The organism is uncultured Eubacterium sp., from assembly GCF_934295145.1.
Classification (GTDB): Bacteria; Bacillota; Clostridia; order Lachnospirales; family Lachnospiraceae; genus Eubacterium_I.
Window position 1 is genome coordinate 1 of record NZ_CAKRAS010000041.1, and the last position, 26728, is coordinate 26728.

The following is a 26728-nucleotide window of genomic DNA, read 5'->3' on the forward strand; positions in this document are numbered from 1 at the left end:
ATATGCACCACAAAGGAATGCAAGTACCACACGGTCTGCACCAAGTGATGGCTCGATAACGTATGGGATGTATTTTGTATTTTTCTGATCATCAAAGTAGGTCAGATCCTGTCCGGATGTATTCTGATGCTGTGTCAGGTCGTAATCGGTACGATCTGCGATACCCCAAAGCTCACCCCATCCAAACGGGAATAAGAACTCGATATCACTGGTTGCTTTGCTGTAGAAGGACAATTCTTCCTGATCATGGTCACGGACACGCATTTCTTCTTCTTTCATGCCAAGAGATTTCAGCCAGTTAATACAGAAGTTTCTCCAGTACTCAAACCACTCAAGGTCTGTATCCGGCTCACAGAAGAACTCAAGCTCCATCTGCTCGAACTCTCTGGTACGGAAAGTGAAGTTACCCGGTGTAATCTCGTTACGGAAAGATTTACCAATCTGACCGATACCAAACGGGATTTTCTTTCTGGATGTACGCTGTACGTTTTTGAAGTTTACAAAAATACCCTGTGCTGTCTCCGGACGAAGATATACGGTATTTTTTGCATCCTCTGTTACACCCTGGAATGTTTTGAACATCAGATTGAACTGACGGATATCAGTAAAATTATGTTTGCCGCAAGTCGGGCACGGTACGTTATTGTCAGTGATGAAGTCTTTCATCTCTTCCTGTGTCCATCCGTCTACGGAACCTTTCAACTCGATATTGTTATCTGCCGCAAAATCCTCAATGATCTTATCTGCACGGAAACGCTCATGACATTCTTTACAATCCATCAGTGGATCAGAGAAACCACCAAGATGTCCGGATGCGACCCATGTCTGCGGGTTCATCAGGATGGCGCAGTCAACACCTACGTTATATGGGCTCTCCTGAATAAATTTCTGCCACCATGCTTTTTTTACGTTGTTCTTTAACTCAACACCAAGATTTCCGTAATCCCATGTATTTGCAAGTCCACCGTAAATCTCAGATCCCGGATAAACAAATCCTCTGGATTTTGCCAGTGCTACAATTTTTTCCATTGTTTTTTCCATGATATGTCCTCTTTCTTCCATTTATTTTTAGGAACGAAACGAAAATTTCGTTTTCTATATCCTAATTCATCTGATTCATGCTACAGGTTACTTCGTCCAAATCAGACAATTGTTGTGCATCTCGCAGAACATCTGTCTCATTCTTAAAGCAATCTACTTGTATAGTACATATACAAGTACCGCTTCGTCTGTATCCTGCTCTTTCTGTGTGACGTTCACTTGCTTCTCCGAAGTCACTTTCGTGCCTTCTGAGGAAACATACGCAATTTTTCCCGGAACGATCAGATCCGAATTTTCCTTTACAATCAGCACTTTCAGATCGTCATCATCCAGCAGTGTGGAACCTTTTACAGTTTTCGTATCTGCCTTGCCATCTGTCACCGGATAAAAATCCAGATTAAAATCATAGCCTGCAGACTGTGCTTCCACAATACTTCCGGAAAAACATTCAATGCCGGTAAAATCACTGAACGTCTCTGTATTTTCATACTGCAGGGTAAGATATGCTTTTTTCTCTTCCACCTTTGAGTCCGTCACAGAAACTGATTTTTTCCCATGCTCAGCGGTGTAATCATCCACTGCATTCTGTACATAAGTATTCAGTTCCTCCTGATCGTAATAAGACTGGTCAAAGGACTCTACAGCCGCTTCCAGAATTTTACCGTTTCTCTGCAATGCAATGGTATTCTCCTGCACATCCAGCTTTCCGCCGCATGCACCAAGCAGCATACTCATTCCGATACAGCAGCTAAGCGCCGCCATTCTCTTCTTCATATCTTATCCTCCAAATCCAGAACATCACATTTATCAATTTCTAAATTATAACGGTTTATGCCTCTGATTGCAAGTATTCCTATGTCAAAAAAGCAAGGGTCTTTAATTCTTTTTCCACATACTGCCTCATATAATACTCAATCAGCTTCGCAACCTGCCCGAATACTTCCTCTGTCACTGTAAATGTATACAGTTTTTCCACCGGCGCTGTCACTATGTACTGCATGGTATATAACGCGGCCTCATCCAGCGGATATTTCACAGGTCCCGGCTGGCATTTCCTGCACATCACGCCATTGCTTTTTTCATCAAAACACCAGAGCTGCTCTCTGCTGCCACAGGCGGTGCAGGCGAACACATTCGGATACACACCAAAATAAACCAGTGTTTTCAATTCATAGATCACCCGTACAAGCTTCGGAGACAAAGAGGGTACACTGAGCGCCCGCAGCGTCTGATAAACCAGTTTCAGCTGATTGACACAGTCGTTATTTTCCTGACAGAAATAATCAGCAAGCTCCAGAAAATAACATCCATAATATGTCTTATCCAGATCCATGGCAAGCTCCCGGAAATAGTTGCTGATGTCCGCTTTCACCACCGTATAAGAACTACGTCCCTCATACGCCTCAAAAGTTCCGAAGCAGAACAGGTTGGTAGCCGCCTGCAGGGAGTTTTTCGGTCGTCTGGCTCCCCGGGCAAAGGCCGTGATCTTCCCGCGTTCACGGGTTAAAATTGTAATTCTTTTATCGTATTCTCCCACCGGCATCGTATTCAGAATCATTCCTGTCAGAATGCAAGTCTGCCCCATAAACGTTTCCACTTCTTCCCTGGCTGATTATTCGTTGATATTATATCCAAAATTTTTCATCTGGATATCGCTGTCGCGCCAGCCTTTGCGCACTTTTACCCAAAGACGCAGATTGACTTTGCACTCCAGTAATTTTTCAATTTCAAAACGGGCATTGCTGCCGATTTTTTTCAGCATAGCGCCCCCTTTTCCGATAATGATTCCCTTGTGAGAGTCACGCTCACAGATGATGGTTGCCTCGATATCTGTGATACCGTTCTTTCGCTGCTTCATGGACTCGATCGTTACGGCGATACCATGCGGAATCTCCTCATCCAATGCATGTAAAGATTTCTCACGAATGATCTCTGCCACAATCTGACGCTCCGGCTGATCTGTCACGGTATCCTCATCATAAAACATTGGACCATACGGCAGATATTTAAAGATCATATCAACGATTGTATCTGTATTGTCTCCATGTAATGCAGAAGCCGGAATGATCTCTGCGAAATCCAGAAGTTTGCGGTATGCATCAATAAAAAGCAGTACTTCTTCTTTTTTTACCGTATCAGTCTTGTTAATGACAAGAATTACCGGCAGATTGGATTTGCGAAGCTGCTCGGCAATGTGCTGCTCTCCTGCACCGATAAAGGTACTTGGCTCCACCAGCCAGACAATGACATCTACATCCTGCAAGGTACGTTCTGCCACAGTCACCATGTACTCGCCAAGTTTATTTTTTGCCTTGTGGATACCCGGTGTATCCAAAAATACGATTTGTCCACGGTCGGTATCGGTATACACGGTCTGAATCCGGTTTCTTGTGGTTTGCGGTTTCTTAGATGTGATAGCGATTTTCTGTCCAATTAACTGATTCATCAGTGTGGATTTTCCTACGTTCGGTCTTCCGATCAGTGTCACAAATCCTGATTTAAAATTTGCGTTCATGCGTTATCTCCTTGTATTTTATCACCTCAGATTCTACCCTTTTTATCCGCACGGATTACTAAGGGTAAAATCTGACTCATAATTATTTTTTATAATGTCTCTAATACATCAAACAGCTCTGACTCTTCTTTTAATTTGCCTTCGTTTCCAATGGCACAGATATAACTGTGATCCAGTACTGCCTGCATCGTGTCTGCAAGGTTTCTGATGTCCTGTGGACAAGTGTGCAGCGCCTGTGTACGTTCCTGTTGAATCATCTCATAGGTTACACCTGTCAGATAAGAAAGCAGGGATCTTCTGCCCTGGCTTAACGGTGTCAGAGGTGCATCCAGCTCACTGAAAGCTCCGATGACAAAACGTGTCATGGCACGCTCATCTGCATCAAAGTTTTTCAGATACTCTGGCACGCCACGGTATACATCCAAGGTTCGGCCAAGGTTCGGATCACGATAAGACAGGAAGCATACGTCACCGTTTCTGCCTACGTTTGTACCACATCCGTAAGCACCACCTTTCACGCGGATGTTCTGCCACAGATATTCATAGTTCATGATCACTTTAAATACACGCATTGCCCCATGATATGCATAGCCATCCTGCTCAAAATTTCCTGCCAGAGAAACATACTGAATCTGGGAAGCGTCCAGAAATCCCTCGTTTTTCTGCAACGGAAGGGAAATTTCTGCTATCTCTTTTGCGGTATCTGCATGCAGAGCTTCCGTGATCTGTCCAGCCAGTGCTTTCCATGCCGCATAACCGGCTGCATCACCTGTCACACTTACCAAAAGATTCTGTGGTTGAAAGATCAATCCGCAAACTTCCTGTAATTTTTCCACAAGATTCTGCTTTTCAGACTCATAATTGCTCACAATATGATCTAACACCTCATAAAATCCAATCCCCTGTACGCTGTCTGCATATTTCGCACGTTTGGAATAATAGGACAACGCTCTGGTAGCAGAAATCACATTTCCGCTGTCGCTAAGTTCATTGCGCAGTCTGGATTTTACCTGCGCCAAGATTTCATAAATACGTTTCTCATCTGTAAACTGGGTGGTAAGCATCATGCTCTTGATCAGTTCCACACCACGGGCAAGATTTCCTTCCAGCACTTTCAGACGTACTTCGTATTTTACCTGATAATTATTTGTATGCTGTACATCTCCGGTAACATTCACTTCATTGGAAATGCCGCCAGTGTACAGGTTCACTTCATCAGTAAAATTGGTATAGGAATAATCTGCAGTGTTCAGTTTGCCCATCAGCACTTTCAGAATTCCCATATACGGAATCAGATCCTCGGAAATATGATGCGCGTCAAACAGCAGATCCAGATAAACGATACCATTGGTCTGATAATCATGCCACAGATACGGAACCCCTGCAATGGTTTCCTCCGCATTTTTATACGGCTCACTGGTCTGTTTCATATCCTCACGGGAAAGCAGCGGAATGGTCTCAAGCTGCTCCTTAGCAGATGGCTCCTCCTCGTATTTTTCCAGAGCCTTTGTCTCCTCCACCAGTTTTGCAATCTCAGCTTCGCTTAAGGAAGCCTTATAAGCCTGCAATGTTTCTTTTAATTCCTGTTCTCTCTTGCCTGTCAGACCGATTTCCGGAACAACACGGACATAGGAAGTATGTGTATTGTCCAGTAAATATTTCTGGATCAACTGCTCAAAATAATCGGTATCTAACTGTTTTCTGAGAAAATCGTAAACACCCAGTTCTTCAATGTGAAGGAACGGTGCATTCTCATCGTACAGCCAGCTGTCCATAAGCTGCAGGCCAAACATCAGTCCTTTCGGGAAACGTCCAAAATCTGCTTCACGGAATTTAAACTCAGATCCGTTGATAGCTGCCAGCAATGTCTTTTTATTAATTCCGTTCTTCACCTGCTCTAGCAGCACTTCACGGATAATCTGTACAAAACGCTCCTGATCCGAAGCATTTGCATGCTTTGCCACGATGGAGAAAATCGGTTGGTAGGTACCGCTGTCATATCCACCATAAATATCGGTACCGATGCCAGCATCCAGTAACGCTTGTTTGATCGGTGCTCCCTGTGTGCTGAGCAGTGCATAATCCAGGATATCAAAAGCGATGTACTGCTCTCTGTTTAAGTTGTTTCCAACCGCCCAGTTACAGGACAGATAAGTATTGTTTTCCGTGCTGTCTGTACTGGAGATAGAATATGGGATCTCATGCTCTACCGGTGCTGCAAACGGTTCCTGCTCCGGAATGGTGGAATCCACATCGATTCTGTCATAATGGCTTAAGTATTCTTCATCCAGCCAGTTTAATTTTTCTACCACATCCATATCACCATACAGGTAGATCCACGAATTGGACGGATGATAATATTTGCGGTGGAAATCCAGATAGTCCTCATACGTCAGCTCCGGAATCACCTGCGGATCTCCGCCGGACTCATTGCTATATGGAGTATCCGGGAATAAGGAACGCAAAATCTCACGATCCAGCACGCCATCTGCGGAAGAAAAAGCACCTTTCATCTCATTATATACAACACCGTTTAAAGTCAGCTCATCTTCCGGACTTTTCAGCTCATAGTGCCAGCCTTCCTGACGGAAAATATTCTGCTCTTTGTAAATATTCGGTGAAAAAACGCTGTCCAGATAAACATCCATCAGATTCTGGAAGTCTTTGTCGTTGCAGCTTGCCACCGGGTAAATGGTCTTATCCGGATAAGTCATTGCATTTAAGAATGTATTCAGAGAACCTTTCACCAGCTCAATAAACGGATCTTTCACTGGGAATTTCTTACTTCCGCATAATACCGTATGCTCAATGATATGCGGCACACCGGTGCTGTCCTTTGGCGGCGTGCGAAATGCAATATAAAATACTTTATTGGCATCCTCGTTTGACATCACACAGATACGTGCGCCACTTTTTTTGTGTACAAGCAGCATACCATCTGAATGAATATCATCCAGTCGTCTCTCCTCTCTGATCTCATACGCTTTTAACTGACTTAATTCTGGTTTCAAATATCGTTTCCTCCAATTTCTTCTGCTCCTTGGCAGACTGTCTTTTCTATAAAAAATTACACTTCTAGTATTTTTTCCAGTATCTTTTATTTTTACACAATTTCTTCCAAAAGTAAAGAGGCTGTCCAAGTGGACAGCCCCTTTGGGTCATTCTAATTTATACAAATAAATTAACCCAGACGTGTAACATTTGCAGCCTGTGGTCCTTTATCTCCTTCGATCACTTCGAATTCAACAGCCTCCCCATCTTTCAGCTCTTTAAATCCATCCATGTTCAGTGCGGAGAAATGAACGAAAATATCATTTCCTTCTGCATCTGAAATAAATCCATAACCCTTTTTTGCATTAAACCATTTTACAGTTCCCTGTTGCATAAAATACTTCCTCCTAAAACATGCGCACAATCTGTGCAAAATTGACAATCTAAACGTATCACACTTCAACATTTTTGTCAAGAAAATACGAAAGATCTGTCATCTGTTTAATCCTATGCCTGCGTTTTTTTTGCTCTGCGCTGCTCTTTCTTACGTTCCAGGTTGGATACAATGATGCAGCAGCTTGCATCTCCGGTAATATTGACAGTGGTACGTCCCATATCAAAAATACGATCCACGCCGGCCACCAGCGCAATACCGTCCACCGGAAGTCCTACGGAAGTCAGTACCATAGCCAGCATAACCATACCGGAGCCCGGAACACCTGCAGTACCAATGGAAGCCAGTGTCGCCGTCAGGATAATGGTCATCATCTGCGGTAAAGTCAGATGAATACCATAACAGGAAGCAATAAAAATTGCACAAACTCCCTGATAAATTGCTGTTCCATCCATGTTGATGGTAGCTCCAAGCGGAAGTACAAAGGAAGATACTTCTTTTTTCACGCCAAGTTTTTCTACGCACTCCATGTTGATCGGCAGTGTTCCTACGGAAGATGCACTGGAAAATGCAAACATAATCGCCGGAAGCATTTCTTTGAAAAAAGTTACCGGACTTACGCCGCCCATAGTTTTTACCGCAATAGAATATACAACAACTGCATGGATTATATAGCAGATGTATGCCGCAAGCAGTACCATAGCCAGTGATCCGATAATTGCCGCACCATTGCTTGCTACAACCGGACAGAGCAGACAGAACACACCGATTGGAGATAGTTTCAGAATCATCTCCATACATTTCATGAAAATCTCATTGATGCTGTTGCACGCTTTGACGATTCCCATATTTTTCTCGCCAAGTTTGATAATAGAAAATCCAAGCAGCAGGGAGATCACAATAACCTGCAGCATATTGGACTCAACCATCGGACTGATAAAGTTGGATGGGAAAATATTTACGATCGTATCCATGGCTGATGTTTTTTCCGGCATCTCATAAGCCAGGTCTGTGGTTGCAATCACCGGGAAGAATCGTTGAAAAATATTTCCTCCCACCAGACCAATCGTAATTGCAAATGCTGTAGTACACATGTAATACACGACTGTTTTCAGGCCAATCGCTCCTATTTTTTTGATGTCTCTCATGGAAATGATTCCACACATAATGGAAAATAATACAATCGGAACGACAATAAATTTCAACAGATTCAGGAAGATCGTACCAAATGGTTTGATATAATTTTCTGCAAAGGCTGCCTGACTCTGCATCAGCAGACCTACACCAATTGCCAGAATCAATGCAATAAAAATCTGCATTGCCAATGGCAGTTTTTTCTTTTGTTTATTCATCTCTCACTTTTCCTTTCAAATATACGCCCTTAATAAACACACTGTCATTAACAATACCATATTCTGCACGCATTTTCTACAAAAATTTACTTCCATTTTACAATTTTGTGTTGAAAGATATGAGCAAGTAGCGTGAGCAGATTTCGAATATCTGCTTTGACTATTGATAACTCTTCTTTTAAGATTTCATTGATACCGAAACCTGTGGGAATGGAATTTCAATCTGATGTTCATCCAGGGCATATTTCACATTTTCCGTGATTCGCCATCTGGTTTCCCAGTAGTCCTCTGTCTTTACCCATACACGGATACCAATGACCACGGCACTGTCTCCCAGACTGTCCACAAATACATGATATGGTTCCTCGCTGGTCATGCAGTTTTTCTCTTTTTCCAGCACATCGGAAATCACCTGTTTGGCCAGACGGATATCTGCATCATAGGAAATGCCAACTGTAATGTCAATCCGTCGCTTATCCTGCTGTGTCAGATTCGTCAGACTGGAATTGGATAAGCTGCCGTTTGGAAGGACAACCGTCTTATTATCTACCGTCAAAAGTTTCGTGTAACAAAGCTGAATTTCAGAAACGGTTCCCTCATTTCCATGGGTATCCTCCCGAATGTAATCTCCCACTTTAAATGGTTTTAAAATAAGAATCAGAACTCCACCAGCAAAATTCGACAATGTTCCCTGTAAGGCCAGACCGATAGATAGACCGACAGAACCAATGACTGCAATGACAGAACTTGCGGTGATTCCAAACTTGCCAAGTACCAGCATGATCAGTACAAAATACAGACCCACATTGCAGATATTATCCAAAAACTGTTTGACACCTTCATCCCAGTTGGTTTTATTTAAAAATTTACGGATAAATTTCCGTACCAATTTAATCACTTTTCGTCCAACCAGCAAAACAATGATCGCAATGATCAATTTTACCAGAAAATCCAGCACGGTCGGAAAGGAATCTTCAAAATATTTCACGATTGTATTCCATGACCAGAAGTTTACATTATCGGATACCACATCCGTCACTTCATCCGCCAGATTCTGCGATAATATAAATCTAAGCATACATTTGCTCCATTTCTTCTATATTTTACTCACTCAGCAGATGAATAAACAATCCACTTCTTAATTTTGGTTCAAACCATGTGGATTTCGGCGGCATTAAAAGTCCTGCATCCGCTACCGCAAACAGTTCTCCAATCGAAGTCGGATACATGGCAAACGCTGCTTTTGCATCCTCATGGCAGCGTTTCTCCAGTTCTTCTGTTCCACGGATACCACCGACGAAATCAATGCGCGGATCGGTTTTTGGATCAGCAATGTCAAGTACCGGTGTCAGCATCAGATCCTGCAATAAGGAAACATCCAATCCCTTCACCGGATCATCATTTCGATCCTCCGGTCGGACTTTGCAGGTATACCACCGTTCCTTCAGATACATAGAAAACGTGCCTTTCTCCTGCGGATGTTTGTCCTCAACAGTTAAATCACTTACCTCAAAAAGTTCCTGCATTTTCTGTAAAAATGCATCCTCTGTCATGCCATTTAAGTCTTTTACTACACGGTTATAATCCAAAATCTTTAATTCGCTCTCCGGGAACAGTACGGACAGGAAGAAATTGAATTCTTCTTCCCCGGTATACCCCGGATGCTCACTTCTGCGTTTTTCGCCAACTTTTACGGCAGAAGCTGCACGGTGATGACCGTCTGCGATATAAATCTGATCAATTCCTGCAAATGCACTGCGGATTGCTGCAATATCCTCCGCATCACCGATCACCCATACTCTGTGACGAATGCCATCTGGAGAAATAAAATCGTATTCTGCATCCTGCTTTTTGACTTTATTTACGGTAGCTGTGATAGCTGCATTGTCACGGTACGCCAGGAAGATTGGTCCTGTCTGTGCATCACAGATATCTACGTGGCGGATACGATCCTGTTCCTTTTCCGCACGTGTATTTTCATGCTTTTTGATCACATTATTCTCATAGTCATCGATAGACGCGCATGCGGTGATACCGGTCTGTGTCCGTCCATTCATGGTCAGCTCATAAATATAATAACAAGCCTCTTTGTCCCGGATAAAATCCCCCTTTGCCATCATATCCCACAGGGTATCATGCGCTTTCTGATAAACCTCCGGTGCATAAGTATCTACGGAATCATCAAACTGTGTTTCGGCACGGTCGATTTTCAGAAAAGATTCCGGTTCCCGCAGTACTTCCTCTTTTGCTTCTTTTCGATTGTATACATCATATGGTAATGCAGCAATTTTCGCTGCTTTCTCTCTGCATGGTCGCACACATGCAAATGGTCTGATCTCTGCCATTTTATTTTCTCCTTTTGCGAAAAAAGGCGTGGAAACAAAGCTGTACTCTCTGTTCCCACGCCGACTCAATGATCGTTATTTGATCACTCTTACTTTTAATACACCGTCAATTGCAGCCAGTTTTTCAACAACGTCTGCGGTTGCCGGAGCATCCAGATCCAGAAGTGAATAAGCATAGTCATTGCGGCTCTTGTTTGTCATGTCAGCAATATTGACACCTGCTTCACCTAATACAGATGAATACTGACCGATCATGTTCTTGATATTTTTGTGCAGGATTGCGATTCTTGCGACACCTGTGCACACACCCATGTTACAATCCGGATAATTTACAGAATGTGTAATATTTCCGTTCTCGATATAATCAATCACTTCCTGTACGGCCATTACTGCACAGTTATCCTCAGATTCTGCGGTAGATGCGCCAAGGTGTGGGATCACAATGCAGTTCTCCGCGCCTGCTGTGGTCGGATTTGGGAAATCTACGACATATTTGCGTACTTTTCCTGCTTTTAATGCTTCAACCATAGCTGCTTCATCTACTAACGTATCGCGGGCGAAATTCAGAACGATCACGTTCTCTTTCATCATTGCGATGGCTTCTTTACTGATCATTCCTTTTGTGGAATCCAGAAGCGGTACATGAATTGTGATGAAATCACACTCTTTGTAAATGTCCTCCACTGCCAGCACATGTTTTACTTTTGTAGAAACATTCCATGCTGCATTGACAGACAGATACGGATCATAACCAAGCACATCCATGCCCAGTGCTACCGCCGCATTGGCAACCTGCACACCGATGGCTCCTAGTCCGATGACACCAAGTTTTTTTCCTTTTATCTCAGTTCCTGCAAATGCTTTTTTTGCTTTCTCAGCTGCTTTTGCAATTCCTGTATCCTCTTTGTTCTCTTTTACCCAGTCGATACCGCCTGTGATATCACGGCTTGCAAGAAGCATGCCTGCGATCACTAACTCTTTGACACCGTTTGCGTTTGCACCTGGTGTATTGAATACAACGATTCCCTGATCTGCGCATTTCTCCAGTGGAATATTGTTGACGCCTGCACCTGCGCGGGCTACTGCCAACAGCGATTCCGGAAGATCCATGTCATGCATTGCTGCACTACGCACTAATGCAACCTCTGCCGCATTGAAATCATCTGTTTTCTCATAGGTATCTGGGAATAATTTCAGACCGCACGCTGCGATCGGATTTAAACAATGAAACTGAACCATTTTAGTTCCCTCTTTTCTTCAACTTTTTTCAACTCAATTTTTCTAAATTTAAATATACATCACAAATTTACTTTGTGTTCTCAGCTTCGAATTTCTTCATAAACTCAACCAATGCGATAACACCCTCTTTTGGCATTGCATTGTAGATGGAAGCACGCATACCACCAACGGTTCTGTGTCCTTTTAAGTTCTCCAGACCTGCTGCTTTTGCTTCTGCAACAAATTTTGCATCCAGATCTTTATCACCTGTTACAAACGGAACGTTCATCAAAGAACGGTCTTCTTTACGGACAGTACCTTTGAACAGTTTGCTGTTGTCAAGGAAATCATACAGGATTGCTGCTTTCTCCTCGTTACGTTTCTTCATCGCTTCCAGACCGCCAAGGTTCTTGATCCATTTGAATACTTTACCGCAGATGTAGATGCCATAGCATGGCGGTGTATTGTACATGGAACCTTTATCAGCCTGTGTTTTGTATTTCATCAGAGTCGGTACATAATCCGGCAGATCATCGCGGATCAGATCCTCACGGATGATCACAATCTGCACGCCGGCAGGTCCGATATTTTTCTGAACGCCGCCCCAGATCACACCGTATTTCTCTACGTCCATCGGCTCTGACAGGAAGCAGGAAGATACGTCTGCTACCAGAGTTTTTCCTTTGGTATTTGGCAGTTCATGATATACAGTTCCGTAAATGGTGTTGTTCTGGCAAATGTATACATAGTCTGCATCATCATCGATTGGAAGATCAGAACAATCCGGAATATAAGTAAATGTCTCATCCTCAGAAGAAGCAATCTTTACTGCTTTTCCGTATTTCTTTCCTTCCTCATATGCCTTCTTTGCCCACTGACCTGTTACGATGTAATCAGCCACACCGTTTTTCATCAGGTTCATCGGAACTGCGGAGAACTGTAACGCTCCACCCCCCTGTAAGAATAATACTTTGTAATTATCCGGGATATGTAATAAATCCCTTAAATCTGCTTCAGCCTCATCAATGATTTCCTGAAACATGGAAGAACGATGGCTCATCTCCATAACGGACATACCGCATCCACGGTAATCAAGCATCTCCTCCTGTGCCTCTTTCAGCACTTCTACCGGTAATACTGCCGGACCAGCTGAGAAATTATAAACTCTGCTCATTTTGAAACCTCCTGGATTTTCCCTGTCTTGCAGGATTTTTTATTATGAACACCTTCCAGGTGGCAAAGAGACTCCTCTCCCTGTACAGTGCCACCCGGATGCGTCATTTATCTGTTCTTCAGATCAGATAAATCAAATGCTTCGCTGATCGGTGCGCCTGGTGCTACCATCGGCCAAACATTATCATCACTGTCAATGATACAATCGATGAGTACCGGTGTCTTCATTTCCAGTGCTTCTGCCAGTTCTTTGGCAAATTCTTCCTGTGTTTTTGCACGCATGCCTGTGGCTCCCATAGCCTCAGCAAGTTTCACGAAATCCACACCATCATTTAAGATTGTGTTGGAATAACGTTTTTCATAAAATAATCCCTGCCACTGATGTACCATACCAAGTACCTGATTGTTAATAACAATCTGGATCAGCGGAAGCTGCTGGCGGACTGCTGTGGCAATCTCATTCATATTCATACGGAAACAACCATCACCCGCAATGTTGATGACCTGTTTCTCCGGATTTGCGACCTGTGCGCCGATTGCGGCGCCAAGACCATATCCCATGGTACCAAGGCCACCGGAAGTCAGTAATGTACGCGGCTTAGAGAATTTATAATACTGTGCCGCCCACATCTGATGCTGTCCGACCTCTGTAACGATGATGGCATCGCCCTTCGTCTGGCGGTAAATCTCCTCCATAACAAACGGTCCGGACAATCCTTCTTTTTTATAGGTTAACGGATATTTTTCCTTGAATTCACCAATCTGCTGCATCCATTCTGTGTGTTCCTGCTGCCCTAACAGATGGTTCACACGTTTCAGGATTTCCTTGATATCTCCGATCACGCTGGCATCCGTCTGGATATTTTTATTAATCTCAGCTGGATCTACATCAAACTGCAAAATCTTTGCGTTGCTTGCAAAGCGCTTTGCATCACCGATGACGCGGTCGCTAAAACGAACGCCAACTGCGATCAGCAGATCACATTCGCTTACACCATAGTTGGAAGCTTTTGTACCATGCATACCAAGCATTCCACTATATCTGTCATTTGTTCCGTCAAATGCACCTTTTCCCATCAGGGAATCACATATCGGTGCATCTACTAGATCTGCAAATTTTGCAAGTTCTTCGCTGGCTCCGGAAATGACTGCACCGCCACCGACAAAGATGTACGGTTTTTTCGCTTCACGGATCATAGCTGCTGCCTGCTCCAGATCAGCTTCTGTCATTTTGTCGATTTTACGCGCTACCGGCGGAATCTGCTGAAATTCAAATTCTGTTGTAGCTGCAGTAACGTCTTTTGGAATATCTACCAGCACAGGTCCCGGACGCCCGGTCTGGGCGATCCGAAAAGCACGGCGGATCACATCAGCCAGTTTATTGACATCTTTTACAATAAAATTATGCTTTGTGATCGGTGTCGTGATACCTGCGATATCAATCTCCTGAAAGCTGTCTTTTCCAAGCAGCGGCACACCTACGTTGCAGGTGATAGCCACCATTGGAACAGAATCCATATAAGCGGTTGCGATACCGGTTACCAGATTGGTTGCACCCGGTCCGGAAGTAGCCAGACACACACCGACTTTTCCGGTAGAACGGGCATATCCATCCGCTGCATGGGAAGCTCCCTGTTCGTGGGACGTAAGCACATGGTGAATTTCATCGCTATGTTTATACAGTTCATCGTAAACGTTTAAAATTGCTCCGCCCGGATAACCAAATACAGTATCCACGCCCTGCTCTTTCAAACATTCGATAACAATCTGTGATCCTGTCAACTGCATATGCTTTTGTTCCTCTTTTCTATCTAATCTTACCTTCTGATCTTATTTATTTGTTTTCAGAATAGCACCTGTGTTTCCAGATGTAACCATGGAAGCGTAACGAGCCAGATATCCTGTTGTGATCTTCGGCTCACGCGGCTGCCATTTTGCTTTTCTTGCTGCCATCTCTTCGTCAGAAATATCCACATTCAGTGTGTTCTCCGGAATGTTGATCTTGATGATATCACCTTCCTCTACGAATGCGATTGGGCCGCCAACTGCTGCTTCCGGTGATACGTGTCCGATGGAAGCTCCCCTGGAAGCTCCGGAGAAACGTCCGTCTGTGATCAGAGCTACGGAAGAACCAAGTCCCATACCTGCAATGGCAGATGTCGGGTTCAGCATCTCACGCATACCCGGGCCGCCTTTCGGTCCCTCGTAACGGATCACAACAACATCACCTTCTACGATCTTGCCGCCTTTGATTGCTGCGATCGCATCTTCCTCACAGTCAAATACTCTTGCCGGTCCTTCATGTACCATCATCTCCGGTACAACTGCGGAACGTTTTACAACTGCGGAATCCGGTGCAAGGTTACCTTTCAGTACGGCGATTCCGCCTGTCTTGCTGTACGGATTCTCAACCGGACGGATAACTTCCGGATTTTTATTTACAACACCCTGAATATTTTCAGCGATTGTCTTTCCTGTAACTGTCATACAGCTTGTATCCAGCAGACCGATTTTATTCAACTCGGACATAACTGCGGATACACCGCCTGCCTCGTTTAAGTCCTCCATGTATGTCGGGCCTGCCGGTGCAAGGTGGCAGAGGTTCGGTGTCTTCTCACTTAATGCGTTTGCGATATCAAGGTCAATATCTACACCAGCCTCATGTGCGATAGCCGGAAGGTGAAGCATGGAGTTTGTAGAACATCCAAGTGCCATATCCATAGTTAATGCATTCATAAATGCTGCTTTTGTCATAATATCACGCGGACGGATATCTCTCTTTAACAGTTCCATAACTGCCATACCTGCATGTTTTGCAAGTTTGATTCTCTCAGAATATACTGCAGGGATGGTTCCGTTTCCAGGAAGTCCCATACCGATGGCCTCTGTCAGACAGTTCATGGAATTTGCTGTATACATACCGGAACAGGATCCACAGGTCGGGCATACTTTTTCTTCGTACTCTCTTACCTCATCCTCTGTCATAGTACCTGCTGCGTAGGAACCAACTGCCTCAAACATGGAAGAAAGACTTCTCTTTTTGCCATGGATATGACCAGCCAGCATCGGGCCGCCGCTTACGAATACAGTCGGAATGTTCAGTCTGGCTGCTGCCATCAGAAGTCCCGGTACATTTTTATCACAGTTCGGAACCATAACCAGTGCATCAAACTGATGTGCCATTGCCATACACTCTGTAGAATCCGCGATCAGATCACGGGTTACCAGAGAATATTTCATTCCTGTATGTCCCATGGCAATACCATCACATACTGCGATTGCCGGGAATACGATCGGTGTGCCGCCTGCCATTGCAACACCCATCTTTACAGCTTCTACAATTTTATCCAGGTTCATATGTCCCGGTACGATCTCATTATAGGAACTTACGATACCTACTAACGGTCTGTCTAATTCCTCCTTGGTATAACCAAGTGCATTGAATAAAGATCTGTGAGGTGCCTGCTGCATCCCTTTTGTAACATTGTCACTTCTCATTTTTTTACATACTCCTTTTTTATATTCTCTCGCAGATCAGGTCACCCATACGGCTTGTGCCAACCTGTTCTACGGCAGATTTCTTATCTTCTTCCTGCGGCATGATATCAATCGTACGATATCCGTCTTTTAATACCTGTTTTACCGCATTTTCCACCGCATCTGCTTCTTTGTCCAGATCAAAGGAATAGCGAAGCATCATTGCTGCAGATAAAATAGTAGCGATCGGGTTTGCAATGCCCTGTCCTGCGATATCCGGTGCAGATCCGCCACTTGGCTCATACAGACCGAATTTTGTATCATTCAGACTTGCACTGGAAAGCATACCGATGGAACCGGTTACCATACTTGCCTCATCAGAAAGAATGTCACCAAACATATTCTCTGTCAGAATAACATCAAACTGTTTCGGATCTTTTACCAGCTGCATTGCACAGTTGTCTACTAACATATGTTCATAAGTAACTTCCGGATAATCCTTCGCTACTTCCTCTACGATTTTTCTCCAAAGTCTGGAAGAATCCAGTACGTTTGCCTTGTCAACGCTTGTTACTTTTTTGCGGCGTTTCATGGCAATATCAAAACCTTTGATGGCGATTCTGCGAATCTCGTTCTCCGTATATGTAAGGGTATCTACCGCTGTCACAACACCATCTACTTCACTGGTCTTGCGGGCTCCAAAGTAAAGTCCACCGGTCAGCTCACGCATGATCATCATGTCAAAACCTGTACCGATGATGTCATCGCGCAGCGGGCATGCCTCTTTTAATTCCTCATAAAGATATGCCGGTCTTAAGTTTGCAAATAAATTCAGTGATTTACGTAATTTCAGTAATCCGGCCTCCGGACGTTTCTCCGGCGGAAGTTTATACCATGGGGAAGTACTTGTATTTCCACCAATGGATCCCATTAAAACTGCATCAGAATGCAGTGCCTGCTCAATGGCATGGTCTGTCAGCGGCTCTCCGGTCGCATCAATGGAGCATCCTCCCATTAAAATATCTTCATACTCAAATTCATGTCCGAATTTGTCAGCCACACAGTTTAATACTTTCTGTGCCTCGGCTACAACCTCAGGTCCAATACCGTCTCCGGCAATAACTCCAACCTGGTATTTCATTTTCTTTCTCCTCTCACAAACAATATACAAAAGAAGGGCAGTGATATCAATTGATATCCATGCCCCGCCCTCCTTTGTCTGATCTTTACTCTTTTCAGTTTACTCTTCTACTGCGTCATCAGCTTTTTCAATCTGTGCGATTGCAGCGCGCTGCATTGGAATACGGCAGTTTTTATTGTTGCCGAACTCTACGATAACGGTGTCGTCAGTAATATCGATCAGTGTACCATAGAAACCGCTGGTTGTAAGAACAGTGTCACCAACAGCCATTTTCGCCATCATTTCATTTCTTCTTGCCTGCTCTTTTTTCTGTGGTCTCAGCATAAAAATAAATATGAATACAAGCAAAACTGCTATCCAGATAATTGTTCCCATCATACCCATTCCTGCACCGGATGATAATACGTTCATTTGAATTCCTCCTATTTTTCGATACTAGTAGATATTCTACACAAAATGTAGCTTTTCTTCAACCCATTTTGCATATTTTTCTCATTTTTTTACTCTCCATGCTCCATGCGGTACAGTTTCTCAGCCTTATAATTCTGATAATTGCCCATATCAATGGCATCACGGATTTCTTCCATCATCGTATTGTAGAAATACAGATTGTGCAGTACACACAGACGCATACCAAGCATTTCTTTCGCCTTCAACAGATGGCGGATATAAGCTCTACTGTATGTACGGCAGGCCGGACACTGACATCCCTCTTCGATGGGACGCATATCACGTTCAAACTTCTGGTTAAACAGGTTCAGCTTACCAAAGTTTGTATATACATGTCCATGACGGCCATTTCGGCTTGGATATACACAGTCAAAGAAATCCACACCGCGGTCTACAGCCTCCAAAATGTTTGCCGGAGTGCCAACGCCCATCAGATAGGTTGGTTTGTCTTCCGGAAGATGCGGAACTGTCACATCCAGAATGTGATACATCTCCTCATGGCTCTCACCAACGGCAAGGCCACCCACTGCATAACCATCCAGATCCATCTCGCTGATCCGTTTTGCATGATCAATACGGATATCATCAAAAATTGCACCCTGATTGATACCGAAAAGCATCTGATTTTTATTAATCGTATCTTCCAGGCCGTTCAGACGCTGCATTTCTTTTTTACAACGTTCCAGCCAACGTGTAGTACGATCAACGGACGGTTGAACATAACTTCTGTCTGCCAATGCCGGCGGACATTCATCGAATGCCATAGCAATCGTAGAACCAAGATTAGACTGGATCTGCATGCTCTCCTCTGGTCCCATAAAAATCTTACGCCCATCTACATGGGAATGGAAATGTACCCCTTCCTCTTTGATTTTACGGAGTCCTGCCAGAGAAAACACCTGAAACCCGCCGGAATCTGTCAAAATTGGCTTGTCCCATACCATAAATTTATGCAGACCGCCAAGTTCCTTGATCAATTTGTCACCCGGACGAACGTGTAAATGATAGGTATTGGATAATTCCACCTGCGTCTTAATCTGCTGCAGGTCATCTGTGGATACCGCACCTTTGATTGCCGCTGCAGTTCCAACATTCATAAATACCGGTGTCTGGATGGTCCCATGCACCGTTGTCACTTCGGCACGCTTCGCGCGTCCATCTTTTTTCAATAATTTATACATAAAAAGTTCCTTTCCTTTTTCATTGCGCTGTTTATAACTTTATCATATAATAGGATAAGTGTCAAAAACACTTTTACAGTTCACTTATCACAAGCATTCAGTTATTGTTCATGCTTGCAAAAAAACAACTGGATACCTAGTGATACGTGAACTGTAATGCCTAGCAATAGAGGAGGAAACATTATGGCTGGTTCAAATACAGGAACTATTTTTCAGATTACCACATGGGGAGAATCCCACGGAAAAGGTGTCGGTGTCGTAGTAGACGGCTGCCCAAGTGGACTTCCACTGTCCGAAGAAGACATTCAGATCTATCTTAACCGCAGAAAACCGGGGCAGTCCAAATACACTACCCCACGTACCGAAGCAGACCGGGTAGAAATTCTGTCCGGTGTCTTTGAAGGACGCACCACAGGCACTCCGATCTCCATGATCGTGCGAAACGAAAATCAACACTCCAAGGACTACAGCGACATTGCCCGCTGCTATCGTCCGGGACACGCCGATTACTGCTTTGATGCAAAATACGGGTTCCGCGATTACCGCGGTGGCGGACGCTCTTCCGCGCGCGAAACCATTGGACGTGTTGCTGCAGGCGCCATTGCCGCAAAACTGTTAAAAGAAATGGGAATCTCGATTCTTACTTATACAAAAGCAATTGGTCCGGTCTCCATTGATCCAAGCCGCTTTGACGCTGCACAAATCAGTCAAAATCCGGTTGCCATGCCGGATGCACAGGCTGCAAAAGAAGCACAGGTCTTTCTGGATCAGTGTATCGAAGAACAGGATTCTTCCGGCGGTATTATCGAATGTGTGATTGAAGGTGTTCCTGCCGGTATCGGAGATCCGGTGTTTGACAAGTTGGATGCAAATCTTGCTAAAGCCATTTTTTCCATCGGTGCAGTAAAAGGTTTTGAGATCGGTGATGGTTTTGCTGCCGCTACTGCCCGTGGTTCTGAAAATAACGATTCTTTTGTGCCACTGGAAAATGGACCACTGGCCAAAGCAACCAATCATGCAGGTGGTATCTTAGGCGGTATCAGCGACGGATCTCCTATCGTATTCCGTGCCGCTGTGAAGCCAACACCATCCATTGCTCAGTTACAGCATACGGCAAACGCTGACGGTGAAGCTGTCGATATCAGTATCCGCGGCCGCCACGATCCGGTGGTTGTACCAAGAGCTGTTGTTGTTGTAGAAGCGATGGCTGCTATCACTATTTTGGATCTGATGCTTCGCAATACCACAGCAAAGCTTGATAACCTAAAAAAAATCTATGAATAAAAAGCGATTGATTTGTTCATGAATCTCTGTACGAATAAAAGGACTGCCATCAAAACCATTTTCGGTTCCGATGACAGTCTTTTTCTCATTATTGTACTCATGCCTTGTATCTGAATAATTATAATTTGTGGATAAAAATACAGTTCGGCTGCTCAATCTTAATCGGTTTGGAATCCTGCAGGAAATACCGTTCCTCGTAATTCATGTTATAAGTAAACATTTCATCTGTCTCATGACTGAGGATAACAAAATGCTTATTATCCGGCATGATCGCCAGTGCCTTTGGATAATCTCCGCTGGTCTTGCAGTGGAAAAATGGTGTCAGTACACCGGTTTCTTTATCTACATCATAAATTATAACAGTGTTAATACCTGCGTTGGTTACAAACAGATGGTTTCCATCTGGTGAAAATTCAATGCCAGATGCAGCTGCACGCTGTTTTTCGCCCGGTTCAATGGTACTGATACGCTGAATCAGTTTAAACGGTTCTGTCTCACTGTTTCGCGGTTTCAGTTCATACACTTCAACAACATTGTCAATTTCACACAATACATATGCATATTTATGCTGACGGTCGTAACGAAGCATCTTCGGGCCACTGTCCAACTCGCAGCGAAGGATATCTTCCAGTTCCAGTTTATTATGTTCTCTGTCAATCTGGTAAATTTTTACCTGATCCAGGCCACTGTCTACTGCGCAGACACACTGCTGATCCGGTGTCACCTTTACGCAGGTAACATGCGGCATAGAGCTGCGGTCTGTGATATTGACACCAATGCCTTTATGGAAAATTCCATCTGCGATCTCACCGATAGAGCCATCTTCATTCAGGTTCATCATGGTAATACGTCCGTCATGGTAGCCTGCCACAAACAGATAACGATCCTGCTCGTCCACTTCCAGATAGCATCCTCTCATGCCACCTGTCCACACAGAATTGATTGGTTCCAAATCTCCATCTTCCAGAATACGGAAGGACTGTACACCTTCATCTGCGATAGAATAAAGAAACTTTCCGCTGGTAGAAACTATTAAATCAGATGGATTGTTAATCGGAACCACCTTGCGTTCTGTCATTTTTCCTTTCTCGGCATCCACATCAAAAATATGAATTCCCACACTGCTTCCGTGTGTGTAAGTGCCGACATATGCCACATAACGATCTTTTGCCATGACTATTCCTCCTCTTTCCTACGCAATATGTCATAAAGTTCTGCTGTATGGTTGTCCTGCTCCGAAACCTCTGCCCCGGAAAGAGCACCATTTTGGGCCGCTGCAAGTTCAATATATAAAACCTGCTTCGGATGCGGCGCAGATTGCATCTCCTGCCCTTCTTCGTCCACGATTCTGCGAACGACTACCGGAATGTTTCTTCCATCCGGCTTCATGATTTCAATCTGTTCCCCTACAGAAAATTTATTGCGCTGTTCGATACGGTATAATCCGTCTGCAGTGCATTCCCCTATAATGCCCAGATATGTGTACTCTTTTACATAAGTATTGTTGTCATAAATCTGAGCGCTTTCATCCGGTTTTCCGAAGAAAAATCCGGTTGTAAACTGACGATATGTGCAATTGGAAATCTGATCCAGATACCAGTCCATGTTTTTCTGATATAATTCCGGAGACTCCAGATAATCATCAATTGCCTTACGATACGTACGGGCTACGGTAGCCACATACAATGCGGTCTTCATACGACCTTCTATCTTGAAACTGTCAATTCCACTGTCGATCAGTTCCGGGATATGCTCGATCATGCACAGATCCTTGGAGTTGAAAATATAAGTGCCGCGTTCATTCTCGTAAACCGGCATATATTCTCCCGGTCTGGTTTCTTCCACAATGGCATATTTCCAACGGCATGGATGCGTACAAGCTCCACGGTTTGCATCACGGCCAGTAAAATAATTGGACAGCAGGCAGCGTCCGGAATAAGAGATACACATAGCGCCATGAATAAATGTCTCCATCTCCAGATCTGCCGGTGCTTTCTCCCTGATTTCCTTTAACTCTGCCATAGACAGTTCTCTGGCAGTTACCACACGACGCGCGCCAAGCTGATGCCAGAACTGATACGTTCCATAATTTGTATTGTTTGCCTGGGTACTGATATGAATATCAATCTCCGGGCATACTTCTCTGGCGATCATAAAGACACCCGGATCTGAAATGATCAGTGCATCCGGTTTGATCTCTTTTAATTCTTCAAAATAAGCTCTCACTCCGCTCAGATCGCCGTTATGAGCCAGAATATTTGCTGTAATATATACTTTTACATCATGAGCATGTGCAAACGCGATTCCTTCCTGAATCTCCTCCATGGAAAAATTCTTCGCTTTGGCTCTCAGTCCAAAGGCTTCTCCACCGATATATACTGCATCTGCACCAAACACAACCGCTGTTTTTAATACTTCCAGGCTGCTGGCCGGAATTAATAATTCTGGATGTTTCATGAAATGCTCCTTACTCTTTTTCCTGTTGTTCTTTCTTTACACTGACAGTCACACCATCCCCAACCGGCAATACTGCCGTAGTCAGGTTTTCGTTGTGGGTCAGTTCATACAGATACTCCCGCATTCTCTTGTGGATCGTACGGTTTCTTCTGGTCACTGCATAATGGGACTCTATAATATCCCCGTCCTGCAGTACATTATCTGACACAAGAATACCACCCTCTGCCAGTAAACGCAAGACATCGTCAAAGAAATGGATATACTGACCTTTGGCCGCATCCATAAAAATAAAATCATATGGTTCCTGCAATGTCTTTAACACTTCTGCAGCATCCCCCTCCAGCAGTGTGATCATCTGATCCCGTCCTGCTTTCGCAAAATTCTCTTTTGCGATTGGAATGCGCTTTTCATAATTTTCTATCGTAGTGATCTCACAGTCCATCGGATTATATTCCGCCATCAACAACGCTGAAAATCCGACTGCCGTGCCTACTTCCAGTATCCGGACCGGGCGCTTCATCGCCAGCAGTAATTTTAACAGGCTCTGCATTTCCCTGCGGATAATCGGTACATAATCTTCTTTCGCTTTTTTTTCCAATTCTTCCAGAAACGGCGTATTTCCCGTATTGAGAGAATTGATATATGTCACAAATCTTTCATCAACGATCATAATCTAACCTGTACCAGTATCTTATTCTTCATACAAAATTGCTTCAAAATTCAGGCATCCAAGCAGTTCCTTATTGATCTGCTGAATGATACGGCAGACTGCAACTTCCGCTGCCAGATATTCTCCTAAAAGCGGATCTTTGTATACATCTGCGTATTCCTGTTCCAGACGGTCTGCTTCAGTAAACAGATCGATCTGATCTTTGCTATTCTGTAAAAAAAAATTTTTTCTTCGAAATTCATGAAGTCTGTGCTCTTTTTCCGGATAGTGATGCACTTCCTCCCGGATCTTCTGATACCGGCAGAAAGCGTCACTTTCCTGCAGCGCAAGCTTCAGTTCCTCGATGCTTGTATTTAAATCCATTTTCTCTTACACTTCCATGATAATCGGAATGATCATCGGACGACGTTTTGTCTTTTTCCATACAAATTCGCCCAGTGAATCTTTGATTTCTGTCTTGATCTTGCCCCAGTCTGTGATACCGCGGTCGGTCAGATCTGTTACATGTTCATTTAAAAGATGCTGCGCCTCATCCATCAGGCTTTCAGATCCACGCACGTACACAAATCCACGGGATACGATATCCGGTCCTGCCAGAAGCTGTCCGGAGCCGCCCTGCAACGTCAGAACAACGATGATAATACCATCTTCTGCCAGATGCTGACGGTCACGCATAACGATATTTCCGACATCTCCAACGCCAAGTCCGTCGACAAATACAGAGCCAGCCGGAACTTTTCCAACTACTGCTGCACCGTCTTCATCGATTTCCAGCACATCTCCAGAAGAAATCATCAGAATGTGCTCTTTATCCATGCCAAGTTCTGCTGCCACACCTGCCTGTGCTTTGCGGTGTTTGAACTCACCATGTACCGGAATCGCATATTTCGGATGAAGCAGGGAGTAGATCAATTTAATTTCTTCCTGACATGCATGTCCGGATACGTGAGTATCCTGGAAAATAACATCTGCGCTCTGGCGGTACAGATCGTTGATGATCTTGGAAACCGCTTTTTCATTTCCCGGGATCGGATTGGAACTGAATACGATCAGATCGTTTGGCTGGATCTTCACTTTGCGGTGAATGCCGTTTGCCATACGGGACAGCGCTGCCAGCGGCTCACCCTGACTTCCCGTTGTGATCAGAACTGTTTTCTCATCCGGGTAATTTTTCAACTGGTCCACTTCGATCAGTGTATTGTCCGGAATGTTCAGATAGCCAAGTTCGGATGCAATAGAAATGATATTGACCATGCTTCGTCCTTCTACCACTACCTTACGTCCAAATTTATATGCGGTATTGATGATCTGCTGCACACGATCCACATTGGATGCAAAAGTTGCAACAATGATTCTCTGATGTGTGTGATCACTGAAAATACTCTCAAATGTTTTTCCGACCTTTCGCTCTGTCATGGTAAATCCCGGACGTTCTGCATTGGTACTGTCGCACATCAGCGCAAGTACGCCTTTTTTACCAATCTCTCCAAAACGCTGCAGATCAATGGCATCTCCGTATACCGGTGTATAATCTACTTTAAAATCTCCGGTGTGTACTACGGTTCCTGCCGGAGAATAGATGGCCAGCGCTGCCGCATCCTGAATACTGTGGTTTGTCTTGATAAATTCCACACGGAAGCATCCAAGGTTGATATGCTGTCCGTATTTGACCACTTTACGTTTTACTTTATTAAGCATATTGTGCTCACCAAGTTTGTGGTCGATAATGCCGATGGTCAGCTTTGTCGCATAAATCGGCACGTTAATCTCACGCAACACATAAGGAAGTGCTCCGATATGATCCTCATGACCGTGAGTGATAAAAAAGCCCTTTACACGATCAATATTGTCTTTTAAATATGTGATATCCGGTATACACAAATCAATACCGTACATATCATCTTCCGGGAATGCCAGACCGCAATCCACCACAATAATACTGTCTTCATACTCAAAGGCAGTAATATTCATTCCGATGGCTTCCAGCCCGCCAAGGGGAATGATCTTTAATTTTGTTTTTTTTGTATTTGCCAAAAAATCGCACCTCCTGTTTTATTTCCGTTCTCATTTTTTACATTTCAATGTCCACATCGTCCAGCATCTCTACAAAAACTTTGGAGATTGCATTTAACTCCACATCATCCTCCACCATTGTATAGATGACTTCTTCGTCTTCTGTCAGTACTTCCTTCAAAATATATGCAACAGAATCCTCATCTTCTTCCTCAGCCGCAAGAAGATAAGTCGTTCCGTTGATACATGTCTGCTCTAAAAGGTACAATTCAAGATTTTCCTGATTTTCCGGATCTGTAAAAATAATTTTGTCCATTGCACTTTCTACCCTTCCGTGTGCTGTCTGCTCTGATAATCCAGATATCCCTGTAATATAAAAATAGCAGCCAGTTCATCCACATACTCTTTTCTGTTTTCTCTGCGGATTCCAACCTGCATCATAGTTCGGTCTGCTTCTACGGTGGTCAGTCGTTCATCCCAGAGTACTACCTCAAGTCCGGTACGCTTCTCCAGCATCTCCTTAAACTCAAGTGTCTTCTCACATCGTTCGCCTTCTGTGTTGTTCATATTTTTCGGAAAACCAAGTACAATCTTTCCTACTTCATATTCCTCTTTCAGTTCATTGATCCGTGCCAGCGTCTGGCGCAGTTTTCCCGGAGCCTTCCGCCGCACGATCTCAATTCCCTGGGCAGTCAAAAACAAGGGGTCACTGATTGCAACCCCAACCGTCTTTGAACCGAAATCAAGTCCCATGATTCTCATACATTTGTCCTAATCCCATCCATGCTTTGCAACGTAATCTTTCAGAACTTCTTCTACCAGCTCATCACGTTCCACTTTCATGATCAGACTGCGGGCATTTTTATAACTTGTGATATATGTCGGATCTCCGGACATAATGTATCCCACGATCTGATTGATCGGATTGTATCCTTTCTCTGCCATCGCTTTGTATACGATTTCCAGAACATCACCGATTTTTAATTCCGGTGCTTTTTCTACTTTAAAATATTGTGTACTGCTTAA

General features: G+C 44.0%; 25 protein-coding genes. 1 reads left to right on the top strand and 24 read right to left on the bottom strand.

Features of this window, described 5'->3' with window-relative positions:
• The 16 genes from Q0I54_RS09195 to tgt all read right to left on the bottom strand — a co-directional run.
• Positions 1 to 1041: glycine--tRNA ligase (locus Q0I54_RS09195; protein WP_296118170.1), on the bottom strand; the 1041-nt coding region annotated here is incomplete at its 3' end.
• A gap of 153 nt (positions 1042 to 1194) precedes the next feature.
• On the bottom strand, positions 1195 to 1815 hold the full coding sequence (locus Q0I54_RS09200; protein WP_296118173.1) for a hypothetical protein: 621 nt from the start codon (positions 1813 to 1815) through the stop codon (positions 1195 to 1197).
• A gap of 79 nt (positions 1816 to 1894) precedes the next feature.
• A complete protein-coding gene (recO, locus tag Q0I54_RS09205; RefSeq protein WP_296118175.1) occupies positions 1895 to 2626 on the bottom strand; it encodes a DNA repair protein RecO in 732 nt (243 codons plus the stop codon).
• Positions 2627 to 2653: 27 nt separating this feature from the next.
• The gene (gene era / locus Q0I54_RS09210) at positions 2654 to 3556 is read right to left on the bottom strand and encodes a GTPase Era (RefSeq protein WP_296118177.1); all 903 of its coding nucleotides are present in this window, start codon (positions 3554 to 3556) and stop codon (positions 2654 to 2656) included.
• An 89-nt stretch (positions 3557 to 3645) separates the two neighbouring features.
• Positions 3646 to 6567, bottom strand: a complete 2922-nt coding sequence (locus Q0I54_RS09215; RefSeq protein ID WP_296118178.1) for an insulinase family protein — start codon at positions 6565 to 6567, stop codon at positions 3646 to 3648.
• Between the two features lie 170 nt (positions 6568 to 6737).
• Positions 6738 to 6941: a cold shock domain-containing protein gene (locus Q0I54_RS09220; protein WP_021740136.1), complete on the bottom strand. Its 204-nt coding sequence runs from the start codon at positions 6939 to 6941 to the stop codon at positions 6738 to 6740.
• 113 nt (positions 6942 to 7054) lie between these two features.
• Positions 7055 to 8293: a dicarboxylate/amino acid:cation symporter gene (locus Q0I54_RS09225; protein ID WP_296118180.1), complete on the bottom strand. Its 1239-nt coding sequence runs from the start codon at positions 8291 to 8293 to the stop codon at positions 7055 to 7057.
• Positions 8294 to 8471: 178 nt separating this feature from the next.
• The gene (locus tag Q0I54_RS09230; protein ID WP_296118182.1) at positions 8472 to 9371 is read right to left on the bottom strand and encodes a mechanosensitive ion channel family protein; all 900 of its coding nucleotides are present in this window, start codon (positions 9369 to 9371) and stop codon (positions 8472 to 8474) included.
• A 25-nt stretch (positions 9372 to 9396) separates the two neighbouring features.
• On the bottom strand, positions 9397 to 10638 hold the full coding sequence (locus tag Q0I54_RS09235) for a DUF1015 domain-containing protein (RefSeq protein ID WP_296118183.1): 1242 nt from the start codon (positions 10636 to 10638) through the stop codon (positions 9397 to 9399).
• Between the two features lie 75 nt (positions 10639 to 10713).
• Entirely contained in the window at positions 10714 to 11877 is a 1164-nt protein-coding gene (locus Q0I54_RS09240; RefSeq protein WP_296118184.1) for a phosphoglycerate dehydrogenase, read from the bottom strand.
• A gap of 67 nt (positions 11878 to 11944) precedes the next feature.
• The gene (gene serC, locus Q0I54_RS09245) at positions 11945 to 13030 is read right to left on the bottom strand and encodes a 3-phosphoserine/phosphohydroxythreonine transaminase (RefSeq protein WP_296118185.1); all 1086 of its coding nucleotides are present in this window, start codon (positions 13028 to 13030) and stop codon (positions 11945 to 11947) included.
• Between the two features lie 107 nt (positions 13031 to 13137).
• Positions 13138 to 14817 (bottom strand): biosynthetic-type acetolactate synthase large subunit, encoded by a 1680-nt coding sequence (gene ilvB / locus Q0I54_RS09250; protein WP_296118187.1) that lies wholly within the window; start codon positions 14815 to 14817, stop codon positions 13138 to 13140.
• A 42-nt stretch (positions 14818 to 14859) separates the two neighbouring features.
• Positions 14860 to 16527 carry a dihydroxy-acid dehydratase gene (ilvD, locus tag Q0I54_RS09255; RefSeq protein ID WP_296118189.1) on the bottom strand — a complete coding sequence of 556 codons (1668 nt, stop codon included), beginning with the start codon at positions 16525 to 16527 and terminating at the stop codon, positions 14860 to 14862.
• A gap of 19 nt (positions 16528 to 16546) precedes the next feature.
• The gene (leuB, locus tag Q0I54_RS09260) at positions 16547 to 17647 is read right to left on the bottom strand and encodes a 3-isopropylmalate dehydrogenase (RefSeq protein WP_177975365.1); all 1101 of its coding nucleotides are present in this window, start codon (positions 17645 to 17647) and stop codon (positions 16547 to 16549) included.
• Between the two features lie 99 nt (positions 17648 to 17746).
• Positions 17747 to 18058, bottom strand: coding sequence for a preprotein translocase subunit YajC (gene yajC, locus Q0I54_RS09265; protein WP_296118191.1), 312 nt, complete (start codon positions 18056 to 18058; stop codon positions 17747 to 17749).
• 89 nt (positions 18059 to 18147) lie between these two features.
• Positions 18148 to 19278, bottom strand: coding sequence for a tRNA guanosine(34) transglycosylase Tgt (tgt, locus tag Q0I54_RS09270; RefSeq protein WP_296118193.1), 1131 nt, complete (start codon positions 19276 to 19278; stop codon positions 18148 to 18150).
• Between the two features lie 183 nt (positions 19279 to 19461).
• Between tgt and aroC the strand changes: the two genes are divergently transcribed.
• The gene (aroC, locus tag Q0I54_RS09275; RefSeq protein ID WP_296118195.1) at positions 19462 to 20562 is read left to right on the top strand and encodes a chorismate synthase; all 1101 of its coding nucleotides are present in this window, start codon (positions 19462 to 19464) and stop codon (positions 20560 to 20562) included.
• 118 nt (positions 20563 to 20680) lie between these two features.
• Here aroC and Q0I54_RS09280 read toward each other — a convergent pair whose 3' ends face one another.
• The 8 genes from Q0I54_RS09280 to Q0I54_RS09315 all read right to left on the bottom strand — a co-directional run.
• Positions 20681 to 21736 carry a beta-propeller fold lactonase family protein gene (locus tag Q0I54_RS09280; RefSeq protein WP_296118197.1) on the bottom strand — a complete coding sequence of 352 codons (1056 nt, stop codon included), beginning with the start codon at positions 21734 to 21736 and terminating at the stop codon, positions 20681 to 20683.
• Between the two features lie 2 nt (positions 21737 to 21738).
• Positions 21739 to 23019, bottom strand: coding sequence for a U32 family peptidase (locus tag Q0I54_RS09285; protein ID WP_296118199.1), 1281 nt, complete (start codon positions 23017 to 23019; stop codon positions 21739 to 21741).
• A gap of 10 nt (positions 23020 to 23029) precedes the next feature.
• Positions 23030 to 23689: an O-methyltransferase gene (locus Q0I54_RS09290; protein ID WP_296118201.1), complete on the bottom strand. Its 660-nt coding sequence runs from the start codon at positions 23687 to 23689 to the stop codon at positions 23030 to 23032.
• A gap of 21 nt (positions 23690 to 23710) precedes the next feature.
• On the bottom strand, positions 23711 to 24052 hold the full coding sequence (locus Q0I54_RS09295) for a YlbF family regulator (protein WP_296118203.1): 342 nt from the start codon (positions 24050 to 24052) through the stop codon (positions 23711 to 23713).
• A 6-nt stretch (positions 24053 to 24058) separates the two neighbouring features.
• Positions 24059 to 25723: a ribonuclease J gene (locus Q0I54_RS09300; RefSeq protein ID WP_296118205.1), complete on the bottom strand. Its 1665-nt coding sequence runs from the start codon at positions 25721 to 25723 to the stop codon at positions 24059 to 24061.
• Positions 25724 to 25760: 37 nt separating this feature from the next.
• On the bottom strand, positions 25761 to 26018 hold the full coding sequence (locus tag Q0I54_RS09305; protein WP_296118207.1) for a DUF1292 domain-containing protein: 258 nt from the start codon (positions 26016 to 26018) through the stop codon (positions 25761 to 25763).
• 8 nt (positions 26019 to 26026) lie between these two features.
• Positions 26027 to 26464: a Holliday junction resolvase RuvX gene (ruvX, locus tag Q0I54_RS09310; protein ID WP_109215656.1), complete on the bottom strand. Its 438-nt coding sequence runs from the start codon at positions 26462 to 26464 to the stop codon at positions 26027 to 26029.
• A gap of 9 nt (positions 26465 to 26473) precedes the next feature.
• Positions 26474 to 26728, bottom strand: a 255-nt coding sequence (locus Q0I54_RS09315; protein ID WP_296118210.1) for an IreB family regulatory phosphoprotein, incomplete at its 5' end; no start/stop codon positions are given.

Excerpts from the sequence above, each read along its gene's own strand:
- era (WP_296118177.1), bottom strand. The coding sequence starts at position 3,556 with ATGAACGCAAATTTTAAATCAGGATTTGTGACACTGATCGGAAGACCG.
- Q0I54_RS09290 (WP_296118201.1), bottom strand. The coding sequence starts at position 23,689 with ATGATCGTTGATGAAAGATTTGTGACATATATCAATTCTCTCAATACG.
- serC (WP_296118185.1), bottom strand. The coding sequence starts at position 13,030 with ATGAGCAGAGTTTATAATTTCTCAGCTGGTCCGGCAGTATTACCGGTA.
- Q0I54_RS09220 (WP_021740136.1), bottom strand. The coding sequence starts at position 6,941 with ATGCAACAGGGAACTGTAAAATGGTTTAATGCAAAAAAGGGTTATGGA.
- recO (WP_296118175.1), bottom strand. The coding sequence starts at position 2,626 with ATGGGGCAGACTTGCATTCTGACAGGAATGATTCTGAATACGATGCCG.
- Q0I54_RS09240 (WP_296118184.1), bottom strand. The coding sequence starts at position 11,877 with ATGGTTCAGTTTCATTGTTTAAATCCGATCGCAGCGTGCGGTCTGAAA.
- Q0I54_RS09305 (WP_296118207.1), bottom strand. The coding sequence starts at position 26,018 with ATGGACAAAATTATTTTTACAGATCCGGAAAATCAGGAAAATCTTGAA.
- Q0I54_RS09225 (WP_296118180.1), bottom strand. The coding sequence starts at position 8,293 with ATGAATAAACAAAAGAAAAAACTGCCATTGGCAATGCAGATTTTTATT.
- aroC (WP_296118195.1), top strand. The coding sequence starts at position 19,462 with ATGGCTGGTTCAAATACAGGAACTATTTTTCAGATTACCACATGGGGA.
- Q0I54_RS09235 (WP_296118183.1), bottom strand. The coding sequence starts at position 10,638 with ATGGCAGAGATCAGACCATTTGCATGTGTGCGACCATGCAGAGAGAAA.
- ilvB (WP_296118187.1), bottom strand. The coding sequence starts at position 14,817 with ATGCAGTTGACAGGATCACAGATTGTTATCGAATGTTTGAAAGAGCAG.
- tgt (WP_296118193.1), bottom strand. The coding sequence starts at position 19,278 with ATGTATAAATTATTGAAAAAAGATGGACGCGCGAAGCGTGCCGAAGTG.
- ilvD (WP_296118189.1), bottom strand. The coding sequence starts at position 16,527 with ATGAGAAGTGACAATGTTACAAAAGGGATGCAGCAGGCACCTCACAGA.
- leuB (WP_177975365.1), bottom strand. The coding sequence starts at position 17,647 with ATGAAATACCAGGTTGGAGTTATTGCCGGAGACGGTATTGGACCTGAG.
- Q0I54_RS09230 (WP_296118182.1), bottom strand. The coding sequence starts at position 9,371 with ATGCTTAGATTTATATTATCGCAGAATCTGGCGGATGAAGTGACGGAT.
- Q0I54_RS09295 (WP_296118203.1), bottom strand. The coding sequence starts at position 24,052 with ATGGATTTAAATACAAGCATCGAGGAACTGAAGCTTGCGCTGCAGGAA.
- yajC (WP_296118191.1), bottom strand. The coding sequence starts at position 18,058 with ATGAACGTATTATCATCCGGTGCAGGAATGGGTATGATGGGAACAATT.
- Q0I54_RS09280 (WP_296118197.1), bottom strand. The coding sequence starts at position 21,736 with ATGGCAAAAGATCGTTATGTGGCATATGTCGGCACTTACACACACGGA.
- ruvX (WP_109215656.1), bottom strand. The coding sequence starts at position 26,464 with ATGAGAATCATGGGACTTGATTTCGGTTCAAAGACGGTTGGGGTTGCA.
- Q0I54_RS09285 (WP_296118199.1), bottom strand. The coding sequence starts at position 23,019 with ATGAAACATCCAGAATTATTAATTCCGGCCAGCAGCCTGGAAGTATTA.
- Q0I54_RS09200 (WP_296118173.1), bottom strand. The coding sequence starts at position 1,815 with ATGAAGAAGAGAATGGCGGCGCTTAGCTGCTGTATCGGAATGAGTATG.